Source organism: Parazoarcus communis SWub3 = DSM 12120 (genome assembly GCF_003226565.1).
GTDB lineage: Bacteria > Pseudomonadota > Gammaproteobacteria > Burkholderiales > Rhodocyclaceae > Parazoarcus > Parazoarcus communis.
Genome location: NZ_QKOE01000003.1, coordinates 248,410 through 261,598, shown reverse-complemented (window position 1 = coordinate 261,598; position 13,189 = coordinate 248,410). Strand labels below are relative to the sequence as shown.

The 13,189-nt window shown below is 65.3% G+C and carries 11 protein-coding genes; 7 read left to right on the top strand and 4 right to left on the bottom strand.

Annotated elements, in window-relative coordinates; genetic code table 11:
* The first annotated feature begins 74 nt into the window (after positions 1-74).
* Positions 75-956 carry an NAD(P)-dependent oxidoreductase gene (locus DNK49_RS06685; protein WP_110523552.1) on the top strand — a complete coding sequence of 294 codons (882 nt, stop codon included), beginning with the start codon at positions 75-77 and terminating at the stop codon, positions 954-956.
* Positions 953-1,822: an NAD(P)-dependent oxidoreductase gene (locus tag DNK49_RS06680; RefSeq protein ID WP_110523551.1), complete on the top strand. Its 870-nt coding sequence runs from the start codon at positions 953-955 to the stop codon at positions 1,820-1,822. The genes DNK49_RS06685 and DNK49_RS06680 overlap by 4 nt, the downstream gene beginning before the upstream one ends.
* A 5-nt stretch (positions 1,823-1,827) precedes the next feature.
* Here DNK49_RS06680 and DNK49_RS06675 read toward each other — a convergent pair whose 3' ends face one another.
* The 3 genes from DNK49_RS06675 to mtnA are packed head-to-tail and all read right to left on the bottom strand — an operon-like array spanning position 1,828 to position 5,970.
* On the bottom strand, positions 1,828-4,209 hold the full coding sequence (locus DNK49_RS06675) for a putative bifunctional diguanylate cyclase/phosphodiesterase (RefSeq protein ID WP_165843280.1): 2,382 nt from the start codon (positions 4,207-4,209) through the stop codon (positions 1,828-1,830).
* 37 nt (positions 4,210-4,246) lie between these two features.
* Entirely contained in the window at positions 4,247-4,903 is a 657-nt protein-coding gene (locus tag DNK49_RS06670) for a class II aldolase/adducin family protein (RefSeq protein WP_110523549.1), read from the bottom strand.
* Positions 4,900-5,970, bottom strand: a complete 1,071-nt coding sequence (gene mtnA / locus DNK49_RS06665) for an S-methyl-5-thioribose-1-phosphate isomerase (protein ID WP_110523548.1) — start codon at positions 5,968-5,970, stop codon at positions 4,900-4,902. Before mtnA ends, DNK49_RS06670 begins: the two co-directional genes overlap by 4 nt.
* A gap of 220 nt (positions 5,971-6,190) precedes the next feature.
* On the opposite strand from mtnA, the gene DNK49_RS06660 reads away from it, so the two are divergent.
* The 4 genes from DNK49_RS06660 to DNK49_RS06645 all read left to right on the top strand — a co-directional run bounded on the left by DNK49_RS06660 (position 6,191) and on the right by DNK49_RS06645 (position 10,774).
* Positions 6,191-7,363 carry a pyridoxal phosphate-dependent aminotransferase gene (locus DNK49_RS06660; protein WP_110523547.1) on the top strand — a complete coding sequence of 391 codons (1,173 nt, stop codon included), beginning with the start codon at positions 6,191-6,193 and terminating at the stop codon, positions 7,361-7,363.
* Between the two features lie 233 nt (positions 7,364-7,596).
* The gene (locus DNK49_RS06655; protein WP_110523546.1) at positions 7,597-7,845 is read left to right on the top strand and encodes a PP0621 family protein; all 249 of its coding nucleotides are present in this window, start codon (positions 7,597-7,599) and stop codon (positions 7,843-7,845) included.
* 2 nt (positions 7,846-7,847) lie between these two features.
* A complete protein-coding gene (locus tag DNK49_RS06650) occupies positions 7,848-9,404 on the top strand; it encodes a sensor histidine kinase (RefSeq protein ID WP_110523545.1) in 1,557 nt (518 codons plus the stop codon).
* Positions 9,401-10,774, top strand: coding sequence for a sigma-54-dependent transcriptional regulator (locus tag DNK49_RS06645; protein ID WP_424444970.1), 1,374 nt, complete (start codon positions 9,401-9,403; stop codon positions 10,772-10,774). The genes DNK49_RS06650 and DNK49_RS06645 overlap by 4 nt, the downstream gene beginning before the upstream one ends.
* 7 nt (positions 10,775-10,781) lie before the next feature.
* Here DNK49_RS06645 and waaA read toward each other — a convergent pair whose 3' ends face one another.
* On the bottom strand, positions 10,782-12,065 hold the full coding sequence (waaA, locus tag DNK49_RS06640) for a lipid IV(A) 3-deoxy-D-manno-octulosonic acid transferase (RefSeq protein ID WP_110523544.1): 1,284 nt from the start codon (positions 12,063-12,065) through the stop codon (positions 10,782-10,784).
* 115 nt (positions 12,066-12,180) lie between these two features.
* On the opposite strand from waaA, the gene DNK49_RS06635 reads away from it, so the two are divergent.
* Positions 12,181-13,188 carry an NAD-dependent epimerase gene (locus DNK49_RS06635; protein WP_110523543.1) on the top strand — a complete coding sequence of 336 codons (1,008 nt, stop codon included), beginning with the start codon at positions 12,181-12,183 and terminating at the stop codon, positions 13,186-13,188.
* Position 13,189: the final 1 nt, after the last annotated feature.

Here is a 13,189-nt window from a genome sequence, read left to right as displayed (position 1 = left end):
GGTTTTGCGGTAGCCGGATGTGGCCGGTGCATGATTTTCGCCGCAGTGATCATCGGATACGGAGTCGAAGTCGAATGGAAGTCGGATTCATCGGATTGGGCCTGATGGGCCGCCCCATGGCCTTGAACCTGATCAAGGCCGGTCATACGGTCCATGTGTGGGCCCGTCGGCGTGAGTCGATGCAGCCCTTGCTCGAGGCGGGTGCCGGAGACTGCAGCAGCCCTGCCGACGTCGCGCGCAAGGCGGCGATCACCATCAGCATGGTGGCGGATGCGCCGGATGTCGAGCAGGTCACGCTGGGTGATCAAGGTGTGGCGGCAGCTGCGGCTCAGGGGCATGTCCATGTGGATATGAGCACGATTGCGCCGGCCGCGGCGCAGTCAATTGCCGCCCGGCTGGCAGGACGTGGGGTCAGCATGCTGGATGCGCCGGTGTCCGGTGGCGAGGTGGGCGCGATTGCCGGCTCGCTGACGATCATGGTGGGTGGCGAGCAAGCGGCGTTTGACCGCGTGCTGCCGGCATTCCAGGCAATGGGCAAGTCGGTGACGCGGATTGGCGATGCGGGGGCAGGGCAGGTGGCCAAGGCCTGCAACCAGATCCTGACGGGCGTCGGTGTGGCGGCGGTGGCCGAGGCGCTAAACTTCGCCACGCGTAGCGGGGTGGACGCGGGCAAGGTGCGCGAGGCGCTGCTGGGCGGTTTCGCCTATTCGCGTATTCTGGAAAACCACGGGCAGCGCATGCTCGACCGCAACTTTCGCCCCGGCTTCAAGGCCTGGATGCATCAGAAGGACATGCGCATCGTCATGGAAGAGGCGCACCGACTGGGTCTGGCGCTGCCATCTGCTGCGGCGACCGCACAGATGTTCAATGCCATGGTGGGCAGTGGCCTGGGCGAGGACGACTCGATTGCCATGCTGAAGCTGCTCGAGCGCATGAGTGGGGGCGAAGGCGAATGAAGGTCGGCTTCATTGGCCTGGGCGTGATGGGTGCGCCGATGGCCGGGCATCTGCTGGCAGCCGGACACGAAGTGGCGGTGTGGGCCCGGCGGCCGGCTGCGGCTGCGGCGCTGGTCGAGGCTGGTGCGATGCCGTGCGCGACACCGGCCGCGCTGGCAGCCCGTAGCGAGGTGGTGATCAGCATCGTCACGGCCAGTGCGGATGTCGAGGCGCTGGTGCTGGGGTCTGACGGACTGGCTGCAGGTTTCGCGTCCGGGTGCATTCATGTCGACATGAGCACGATTGCGCCGGAGACCGCGCGCCAACTCGCTGCGCACTATCTGCAGCGGGGTGTGGGTTGGCTGGATGCGCCGGTTTCCGGTGGAGAGCAGGGCGCCAGGGATGCCACGCTGGCGATCATGGTCGGCGGTGAGGCCGCAGATCTGGCGCGGGTTCAGCCGCTGTTCGATGTGCTGGGCAAGCGTACGGTCCATGTCGGTCCGGCAGGGGCCGGCCAGGTGGCCAAGGCTTGCAACCAGATGGTGCTGGTTGCGGCGATCCAGGCGGTGGCCGAGGCGATGCGGCTGGCGGCGGCGCATGGGGTGGATCTGGCCGCGGTGCGTCACGCACTGATGGGTGGATCGGCGGCCTCGAAGGCCCTCGACATCATGGGACAGCGCATGGTCGAACGCGATTTTTCCGCAGGTATCCAGGCCCGTCTGCATCACAAGGATTTTGCCATCCTGATGCACGAGGCCTGTGTGCGTGGCCTGCCCTTGCCGATTGCCGCCCAGGTCTGGCAGCAGCTCAATGCTTTGATGGCCTGTGGCTGGGGGCAGGACGATACCGCCAGCCTGTTGCGGGTGCTGGAGCGGACGTCGCCCTGAAACGGTCAGAACACGCTGGCAGGAGGTGACAGGCTGCTGACCCGGGCCGCCTTCATCCCCAGCAGCAGCGAGGTGATGGCATCGGCCGGCTGAGGACGACTGGACAGGAAGCCCTGGTAGATGTCGCAGTCCCAGCGTTGCAGCAGGCGCAACTGGGCTTCGTCCTCCACGCCCTCGGCGACGACGGTCAGGCGCAGGCTGTGGGCCATGGCGATGATGGTCTGAGCGATCGCGGCGTCATCGGGCTCGTCCACGACATCCTTGATGAAGGAGCGGTCGATCTTCAGCCGGTCGATCGGAAAGCGGCGCAGGTAGGCCAGGCTGGAGTAACCGGTGCCGAAGTCATCCACTGCAATCTTCAAGCCGAGCGCCTTGCATCGGCTGAGTGTCTCCGAGCTGCGCTCGGGGTCGCGCATGACCAGGCTTTCGGTCAGCTCAAGCTCGAGTCGATCCGGCGGCAGGCCGGTGCCGTCGATCACGCTGGCGACCAGTTCGGGCAAGTCCTGCTGATCGAACTGACGTGCTGAAAGATTGACCGCCATCTGTACGTCGAGCAGGCCCGAATCCCGCCAGGTGCGAGCCTGGGCACAGGCGGCGCGTAGCACCCAGGCGCCGATTGGCAGGATCAGGCCGCTGTCTTCGGCGATGGGGATGAAGCGATCGGGTGGCACCAACCCATGTTCCGGGTGGTTCCAGCGCAGCAGGGCCTCCATGCCGGTGATCTCGCCGCTATGCACGTCGAGCTGGGGCTGGTAGTAAACAATGAATTCGTTACGCTCCAGTGCCCGCCGCAGTTCGCTCTCCAGTGCCAGCCGTTCCGACATGTGCAGCGACATCTGGCGGTCGAAGAAGCGGTAGAGATTGCGGCCATCCTCCTTCGCCTTGTACATCGCCACATCGGCGTGCTTGACCAGGGTTTCGCCGTCGCTGCCATGTTCCGGGTATAGCGCAATCCCGATGCTGGGCGTCACGGTGAGTTGATGGCCGCGCAGATCCACCGGCTGGCGCAGCGCGGCCAGTACCCGGTCCGCCACTTCGCCGATTTCGTCGCGGTCGCGCAGCGGCGACAACAGGATGATGAATTCGTCGCCGCCGACACGCGCAACCAGGTCACCGTTGCGCACGCAGGCCATGAAGCGCTTGGACAGCACCTGCAGCAACTGATCCCCGGCCTGATGGCCGAGCGAGTCGTTGACGTACTTGAAGCGGTCGAGATCGATGAACAGGACGGCCAGTTGCTCGTCCTGGGCCTTGCACCGGAGCAGGGCCTCGTTCAGACGTTGGCCAAAATGATTGCGGTTGGGCAGCTCGGTCAGTGCATCGTAATGTGCAAGGAAGCGGATGCGGGACTCGGCCGCTTTTTGCTGGCCGATGTCGCTGGCAATGCCGAGGTGGCCACGGATCGCGCCGGTTTCATCACGCAAGGGCGACACCGACAGGGTGGCGGGAAAGGACTCGCCATCCTTGCGTCGCAGGTTCAGTTCCTGCAGGTGCACCGCCTCATGTTGACGTTCGCCGTTCTCGATGCCGGGAAATCCCGAAGCATGGTCAATGACGCCATGTACGAGCTCCTCCTCGGCGTAGAGCAAGGTCGGCGTGGATCTGCCGATCAACTCGTCCGCGCGCCAGCCGAAGATGCGCTCGGCAGCCGGGTTGAACAGCTCGATCATGCCGTGGATGTCGGTCGAGATGATGGCGTAGTCGGAGCCGTCGAGAATGGCTTTCTGCAGCGCCGTGGTCGCGCGAAGTTCGCGTTCGGAGTCGGCGCGCCGGGCGACTTCGCGTTGCAGCGCGGCGTTGCTCGCCTCGAGCTGATGGTTCATGCGCTCCAGTGCTGCGGTCTGACGCAGCACCTGGCGGCGGATGTTGCGGTTGCGGGACTGCAGCAAGGCAATGATCAGCGCGCCCAGCAGGCCGACTACTGGCCCCCCCCAACGCAAGGCCTGCACGGTGGGGCCGGGCAGTAGCGAGTAATGCCCGGGGAGTGGTGAGATCTCGACCAGCCAGTGCAGGTGTTCAAGCTTGATCTGTTCGGTGTAGAGGATGGCCGCAGGGCGCAGGGTTTCGTCGCGGAACACCGGACGCGGTTGGGCACCGCCAAGGTCGAGAATCTCGATGCTGACGTTGCGCGCGTCGCGCCGCTCGCCGAGCAACTGGGCGACGCTGGCCTGTGCGTTGGCTGTCGTGCCGGATTGCAGCGCGTGGCGGATGCGTTCGATCTGCAGCGAGGCGGTCTGCTGAAAGCGCGCCATGCTCTGCGACTGCTCGGCGTCGAAGGCGGCACGCTCGAAGCGCGCGATGCCGCCCCACAGCGTCACGAACACGAGCAGCGGCAGGATGGCCTGCCATGCCAGGCTGGCAAGCGAGGACAAGGGAGGACGTCTCATGTCGGCAGCTGCGCCACTGCCGGAGGCTGCGACCGCATCAGTCTGCGAGCTCGCGCGGTCGGCCATAGTCGCGGAAGCGGTCGATGACCTCGTCCATCTCTGCCGTCGACAACAGGACCGGGTCCCCCAGTTGGCGGGTGTGCCAGTACTGCGCGCACAGGGTTTCAAACTCGACAGCCTGGGCCAGAGCATGGGCCAGGTCGCGGCCGAAGACCAGCATGCCATGATTGGCCAGCAGGCAGGCGCTGCGCCCGGCCAGTGCAGCCACAGCGGCGTCCGACAGCGCCTGGGTGCCGAAGGTCGCGTAGCGTGAGCAGCGGATGTCGTGGCCGCCAAAGCGCGCGATCATGTAATGGAACGGGGGGATGTCGATACGCTGGCAGGCAAGCGCCGTGGCAAACGGTGAGTGCGCATGCAGGATGGCGCCTGCGTCTGGCCGGGCTGCATAGATGTCGCGATGCAGCATCCATTCCGACGAGGGTGCCAATGGCCCATGGGCCCGGTCGCTGGCATCGATCCAGGCCATATCGCCACTTGTACAGGCGTCGGCCGCCAGGCCGCTCGGCGTGACCAGGAAACCGCCATGCCAGCGCACGCTGGCGTTGCCGGAGGTGCCGACATTGAGACCGGCACTCCCCATCGCACGCGAGGTGGCGAGGAGTTCGGCCCGCAGGCTGGCTTCGCTGACACTCATGCCGGTGCCCCCGCATAGAAGCGGCCGAGATGCTGCGGTGTGAAGACGCCGTGTTCGGTGATGATGCTGTCGATCAGCCCGGCCCGGGTCACGTCGAAGGCGGGGTTGAATGCCCGCGTCTGTTGCGGCGCCAGGCGTAGCGTCATGGGGGCGTCCGAGGCGTCGGCGCCGATGATCGAGCACACCTCATCCGCGCCGCGATCCTCGATCGGAATGGCATCGCCGTTCGGGCAGTCTAGATCCAGGGTCGAGCGGGGGGCCGCGATGTGGAAGGGAATGCCTGCGGCCTTGGCGGCCAGCGCTTTCAGATAGGTGCCCACCTTGTTGGCAGTGTCGCCATTGGCCGCAATGCGGTCGGCGCCGGTGATGACAATGTCGATCTCGCCGCGCGCAATCAGCAAGCCCGCTGCATTGTCGGCGATCAGTTGGTACGGAATGCCGGCTTCGCGCAGTTCCCAGGCGGTCAGCAGCCCCTGGTTGCGTGGCCGGGTTTCGCTGACCACCACTTCGATCTCGAGCCCGACCGCCTGGGCCGCATACACGGGTGCCAGTGCGGTGCCGGCGCCCAGTGTGGCCAGCCAGCCGGCATTGCAATGGGTCATGAGCCGAAGAGGCCGTCCTGCTGGTGTCGGCAGGGCCCGCAGCAGGGCCAGTCCGTGCTGGCCGATCGATCCACAGGTCGTGGCGTCCTCGGCGCAGATCGCCGCAGCTTCGGTCCAGGCTGCCTGGCTGCGTTGCGCGGGTGGAAGGGGGTGCAGGCGGGCCGACATCCGCGCGAGAGCCCAGTGAAGATTGACCGCGGTCGGACGGGTGGCGCCAAGCATGTTCAGGGCGTGTGCCAGTGCAGCGTCGTCCGTGCCGCCATGGGCCATTGCCAGGGCGACCCCGTAGGCCGCAGTGCCTCCAATGAGGGGGGCGCCGCGCACCTGCATCGAGCGGATGGCGTGTGCGACCGCAGTCAGGTCGTTCAGCCGGAGCTGGACCTGCCGCCAGGGCAGTTGAGTCTGGTCGAGAATCAGCACGCTGTCGCCATCGCGGCACAGCGTTGGAACGGGTTGTACAAACATCGGTGTGGATTCAGGGTCCGGGTCCGTCCGCGGCAACAATGCCGGCGGTATCGGCCTGGCCCATACTCCTGCTCTCTAGGGCAAGTTGAGGTCGGGAATGTGCCAGTCCTTGGCCTGGCCCGCAAGTGTCATGCAGTCGCATTCGTGCCGCCGGTCACCGACTTGCCAAGTTTCCGCGCTCTGCGACAATGTGCCGGGTCTCTTTCCGCTTCAGGTCGTCATGCCGCACTTTCCTGCCCCTGTCGTGTCCCGCCTGCCCAATGTCGGGACGACCATCTTCACCGTCATGTCGCGGCTGGCTCAGGAGTGTGATGCGATCAACCTCTCGCAGGGCTTTCCCGACTTCAATGCCGAGCCTGAATTGTTTGATCGCGTTCATCACTGGATGAAGTCCGGTGCCAATCAATACGCGCCAATGGCCGGCTGTCTGCCGCTGCGGGCGGCCGTCGCCGACAAGGTCGCCGCGCTGTATGGCACGCTTTACGACGTCGAGCACGAGGTCACCATCACGGCGGGGGCGACGCAGGCCTTGTTTACCGCGGTGGCTGCGCTGGTGCACCCGGGCGATGAGGTGATCGTGTTCGAGCCGGTGTATGACTCGTATGGTCCGGCCATCGAACTGGCCGGCGGCAAGGTGGTGCGGATGGGGCTGACCGCACCCGACTACCGGCCGGACTGGTCGGCGGTGGCGGCGGCAATCGGCCCGCGTACGCGGATGATCATGATCAACTCCCCGCACAACCCGACCGCGACGCTGTGGTCGGAGGAGGACCTCGACCAGCTGGCGGTGCTCACCGCGGGAACGGGAATCGTGGTGGTTTCCGACGAGGTGTACGAACACATCGTGTTCGATGGTGTGCCTCATCGCAGCTGCGCGTCACATCCGGGACTGGCCGAGCGCAGCGTGATCGTGTCGAGCTTTGGCAAGACCTACCACATCACTGGCTGGAAGGTGGGCTATGTGGTGGCGCCCCGGGCGCTGATGGCGGAGTTCCGCAAGGTACATCAGTTCAACGTCTTCACCGTCAATACGCCGGTGCAGCTGGCATTGGCTGACTACATGGCGGATGCGCAACGTCATCTCGGCCTGGCCGCGTTCTATCAGGCCAAGCGTGATCACTTCCGCGCCGGCCTGGCGGGTTCCGGTTTCGAGTTGCTGCCGTCGGCGGGGACGTACTTCCAGCTGGTCCGCTACGGCAAGCTGTCGACGCTGCCTGACACCCAATTCTGCGACTGGCTGACCCGCGAGGTCGGTGTCGCGGCGATTCCGGTATCGGCCTTCTTTGCCGATGGTCGCGACGAGGGGGTGATCCGTTTCTGCTTCGCCAAGAACGAGGCGACGCTGGATGCCGCCTGTGACCGGCTGCGCCGTCTAGGAGGCTGTCGGGCTTGAGGCCGATCTGCTGCGCCAGTGGGAGAAGCGGTCCATATCCGCTTTTTTCGTTGCATGGAATGACTATGCGCCTCAAAAACGGCCGAATCTGTCCTCGTTCTCCCCCTCGGCTCGCTACGATCGCTCAAGTCCGACAGCCTCCTGGCTCGCTAAGGGTCGTGCCGTGCCTGCCGGTGCGCCGGAAGGTGCGTGATAAACTGGCGCATCCCTCATTTTTCATATCCCTTTGAATCGTGCGCAATCTGCTGATCTTTCTGCTGGTGCTCGGCGCCATCTGGTGGGTGCGCAGGGCTGTGACCCGGTCGCGTGCCGCACGTCGCGACGACAAACGCCAGCGAGCGGCCGAGACCTTGCCCGAACGCATCCTGGCCTGCGCCCATTGCGGCGTGCATGTTCCCGAGGCCGAGGGGGTGCGCGACGGAGAGGCCTTCTATTGCTGTGAGGCCCATCGACGTCTGGGTGCCGCCAGCAAGGGGCGTTGAGCATGTTCGCATCCGAGGCCCTCGCCGTTGATCCGGCGCGTCGGCAGTCGCTGCGTTACTTCAATCTCTTCCGTCTGGTTGTTGCGGGGCTTTTCGTCGTTACCGGACGCGAGCTCAACCTCGGCACCGAGCATCCCGGGCTGTTTTTCGGGGCCTCCATCGCCTATCTGGCAGCGGTGCTGGCGCTTGGCTTTCCAGATGCGGTGAGGCGTCTGGGCTTTGATCGACTGGTGACCTTGCAGGTCCTGATCGATGTCGTGCTGCTGACTGCGATCATGTGGACCAGTGGCGGTTTCCGCAGCGGCATGCCCGTTCTGATGATGATCGTGCTGGCCGGCGCCGGCTTGGTGGCAGAGGGGCGGATGGTGCTGTTCCTCGCCGCTGCGGCAACGGTCGCGGTGCTGGGCGAGAACGGCTGGCGGTATGTCGTCGATGGCACGCCGGGTGATTTTCTGCAGGTTGGCATCACCTGCATTGCCTTCTTCGGCATCGCCCTAGTGGCGCGCCTGCTGGCCTTGCGCGCCAAGGCGAACGCTTCGCTCGCTGAAGAGCGGGGCGAGGCGCTGCTCAAGCAGCAAGCGGTCAACGAGCGCATCATCCGCGACATGCGTGATGGCGTGATCGTGCTGGGGCCGGACGGTGTGGTGCGGCAGGCCAATCCGCAGGCGCGTGCGTTGCTTGGCCTGCAGGGGGTGGAGGGGTTGGCGCTGGATGGCATTGATGCGGCCTTTGCAGACTGCCGTGAGCAATGTTGTGGCCCGGATGGCCGGCTGATGCGACTGGGGCCGGCCCGCCGTCTGCTGCGCTGCCGGGTGGTCGAGGCCGATGGCGATCATGCCGGCAGCGGCGACGCGCTGATTTACCTGACCGACTTCGAGGACATCCAGCGTCAGATGCAGCAGCTCAAGCTGGCGGCGCTTGGCCGGCTGACGGCGAGCATGGCGCATGAGATCCGCAATCCCTTGTCGGCGGTGACACAGGCGGCTGAGCTGCTGCGTGACGAGAAGCGTGCGGACATGCAGGCGCGGCTGGCGCGCATCATCAACGACAACGCCCACCGCATCGAGCGCATGATTCGCGATGTGCTTGCACTGGGCCGGCGTGAGCAGGCGGTGCCGGAGGCCTTGCCGCTGGCCGCCTTCCTGCAGGAGGTGGTGGATGCCCAGGGCTTGCGTGGTGATGCAGAGCGTGCGATCTACGTGCTCGATGTGGAGCCGGCATTGACGCTGGCGATCGACCGGGCGCATGTGCACCAGATTCTCGACAACTTGCTGGCCAACGCCCGCCGCCATGGCAGCGGGCGGCCCGGTTCAGTGCATATCTGGGCGGAGCGGCGGGCCGATGACCGGGTTCGGGTACATGTGCAGGACGATGGTCCGGGCATAGACGAAAAAGTGCGTGCGCATCTGTTCGAGCCTTTCTTCACCACCCATGCCAAGGGAACCGGGCTGGGGCTGTACATTGCCCGTGAGCTGGCCGAGGCCAACGATGCCACGCTCGAGCTGCTGCCCGACGGGCCCGGCGCCCATTTTGTGCTTACCGGACGGAGTCGCCCATGATGAACGATCGCCGCAGTCGCGGTGCCAGCGTGGACGTGCTGGTGGTTGATGATGAAGAGGACATCCGTGAGTTGCTCGAGCTGTCGTTGCTGAGGATGGGTCTGGGCTGCGACACCGCGGGCTCGGTGGCTGAGGCCAGGGCCCTGCTGGACAGCCGCCGCTATCGTTTGTGCCTGACGGATATGCGCTTGCCCGACGGTGATGGCCTCGAACTGGTGGAGCATATCCAGTCGCAGCTGCCAGGCTTGCCGGTTGCCGTCATCACCGCGTTCGGCAGCATCGAGACTGCGATCCGTGCGCTCAAGCTCGGCGCGTTTGATTTTGTCACCAAGCCGGTGGAGTTGCAGGCGCTGCGTGAGCTGGTCACCCATGCGCTCAGGTTGCAGACCGCGGACGCGCCTGTACAGGCCAATGGTGGCGGTCGGACCCTGATCGGCAGTTCCGCTGCGCTTGCGCAATTGCGTGCACAGGTTGAGAAGCTGGCGCGCAACCAGGCGCCGGTGTTCATCCATGGCGAGTCGGGCACGGGCAAGGAAGTGATTGCGCGCATGATCCATGGTCTGGGTGCGCGGGCGGCCGGCCCCTTTGTGCCGGTCAACTGCGGTGCGATCTCGCCGGAGCTGATGGAGAGCGAGTTCTTTGGCCATCGCAAGGGCAGTTTTACCGGCGCTGCAACGGACAAGGAAGGTTTGTTCCAGGCTGCCAACGGGGGGACCCTGTTTCTGGACGAGGTGGGCGAGCTGCCGTTGGCGATGCAGGTCAAGCTGCTGCGTGCCATTCAGGAGCGTGCGGTGCGCCCGGTTGGCGCCCATGCCGAAGTGGCGGTCGATGTGCGCATCCTGTCGGCCTCCCACCAGGATCTGGGAAAGCTGGTGGCCGAGAACCGGTTTCGTCAGGATCTCTATTTCCGCATCAATGTGATCACGCTCAGGGTGCCGCCCTTGCGCGAGCGGCCGGAAGATATTCCGGCGCTGGCCGAACATGTGCTGGCCAGGCTGGCCGATCGCGAAGGTGGGCCGCGCAGGCGTTTGTCTTCTGCCGCAGTGGCTGCGTTGCAGCAGTATGCGTTTCCAGGCAATGTCCGCGAGCTCGAAAACCTGCTGGAGCGGGCTTGCGCCTTGTGCGACGGCGACGAGATCACCGCCGCGGATGTGGATCTCTATCCCAGCGAGGGCATCACCCAGTCGCTGATGGGCTTTCATGCGGCCAGCGAGCCCGAGTTCGATCCCGAAGCGGATTCCGACGATGAACGCATCCGGGTGTTGCGTGCGCTCGACGAGACCCGCTGGAACCGGTCGGCCGCCGCCCGCAAGCTGGGCATGACGCTGCGCCAGCTGCGCTACCGGCTGCAAAAATGGGGCATGGATTAAGCCCGGCTCAAAGCCCGGCGGTCTGCGGGCGTTTGCGTGCGATGTCACGCAACAGGTCGATGGTGCGTACGGTCGCGCCGCGGTTATCGGTGGCAAAGTCACGGCCGGCCGCAGCCATGGCCTGATGTCGGTCGGGCTGTTCGAGCAGCCCAAGCGCGGTGTCGATGGCCTGTGCCAGCGATTCTTGCCGCAAGGCTGCGCCCGTCGCGATGGCCTGCTCCGCGACCTGCAGGAAGTTGAAGGTATGGGGGCCGACAAGTGCCGGGGTGCCTACCGCGCAAGCCTCGATCAGGTTCTGGCCTCCGAAGGGCAGCCAGCTACCGCCGATCAGGGCGATATCGGCGCTCGCATAGTAGGCAAACATCTCGCCCATCGAATCGCCAAGCAGTACCCGGGTTTCCGCCGCAACCGGGCCGGCGGCGCTGCGGCGTTGCAGGCGCAGGCCATGACCGGCAACGAGTTGGGCGACTTCATCGAAACGTTGCGGGTGGCGCGGGACCAGCAACAGCAGCACGTCGGCCGGTGCGCGGGTGGCGAAGGCGTCGAGCAGCAGTGCTTCCTCGCCCTCGCGCGTGCTGGCGGCGAGTATCACCTTGCGCGGGCCGATGCGCTCCCGGAACACCGTGGCCAGCGCCAGGGCGTCGGCCGGCGGCTCGATATCGAACTTGATGTTGCCGGTGATGCTGATCCGGCGTGCCCCCAGGCTGTTGAAGCGGGCCGCGTCTGCTGCAGTCTGGGCGGCGATTGCACTCAGCGCGCCCAGGGTCAGACGGGTCAGGGCGGGCAGTCGGGCGTAGCGTCGGGCGGAGCGGCCCGACAGCCGGGCGTTGGCGAGCAGGACCGGAATCTGCTGCCGGCGGCAGCTGGCCAGCAGATTGGGCCACAGTTCGGTTTCCATGATCACGCCGAAGTCCGGATGGAAATGGCGCAGGAAGCGCTTTGCCAGCCAGCCGATGTCGTAGGGCAGATAGACCCGCAGTACGCGCGATTCGTTGCCGAACAGGGCCTTGGAGGTGGCGCGGCCGGTTGGTGTCATGTGGGTCAGGACCACGGTGTGTTCCGGCCACTGGGCAAGGAGGGCGCGGATCAGCGGCTCGGCCGCCCGGGTTTCGCCAACCGATACCGCATGCAGCCAGATTGTGGGGCCCGGTGCTCGGATGCGGTAGCTGCCGAAACGCTCGCCCAGGTGCTTGAGGTAGGCAGGTTGCAGTCTGGCACGCCAGAGCAGGCGCAGCAGCACGAAGGGCAGGGCAAACAGCCAGATCAGGGTATAGGGCAGGCGGTGCAGCATCGGCAGCGGTCGGAACGCGATCGCCGAAGTATAGGGTGTGACATGCTTGCGGGGCTATCGTCATCTTCCTCGTGAGATAATCCGCGTCAATTCAATTGCGATAGCCCTCTACATCATGAAGATCCTGGTTACCGGCGCGGCCGGATTCATCGGCATGCATGCCTCCGAGCGTCTGCTCGCCCGTGGCGACCAAGTCCTTGGTCTGGACAATCTGAACGATTACTACGACCCGAGCCTGAAGGAGAGCCGGCTGGCCCGTCTGACGCCGAACGCAGCTTTCCGCTTCGTGAAGATGGACGTCGCCGACCGGGCTGGCATGGAACGCCTGTTCGCGGAAGAGAAGTTCGACCGGGTCATCCATCTGGCGGCGCAGGCCGGCGTACGCTACTCGCTGCAGAATCCGCATGCCTACGTCGACAGCAACCTGGTGGGCTTCATGAACATCCTGGAGGGCTGCCGCCACAGCAAGGTACAGCATCTGGTCTATGCCTCCAGTTCCAGCGTATACGGTGGCAACACCAAGATGCCGTTCTCCGAGCATGACAGCGTCGATCACCCGGTCAGCATCTATGCCGCCACAAAGAAGGCCAACGAACTGATGGCGCATACCTACAGCCACCTTTACGGCCTGCCGACCACCGGCTTGCGTTTCTTTACCGTATATGGGCCCTGGGGACGGCCGGACATGGCCCTGTTCCTGTTCACCAAGGCCATCCTGGAAGGCCGTCCGATCGACGTTTTCAATCACGGCAAGATGAAGCGCGATTTCACCTTCATCGACGATATCGTCGAGGGCGTGATCCGCACCATGGATCATACTGCCGAGTCCGACCCGGACTTCGACGCCGATCGACCCGACCCGGGTCGCAGCAAGGCGCCGTTCCGGGTGTTCAATATCGGCAATCACGATCCTGTCGAGCTGATGGCTTTCGTCGAGGCGATCGAGCGTGCGTTGGGCAAGCAGGCCGAGAAGAACTTCCTGCCGCTTCAGGATGGCGATGTGCCCGCCACCTACGCCGACACCGCCGAGCTCAACGCCTGGACCGGTTTCGCGCCGGCGACCAGCGTGGCTGATGGTGTGGCCCGCTTTGTCGACTGGTACCGCAGTTACTACAAGGTCTGAG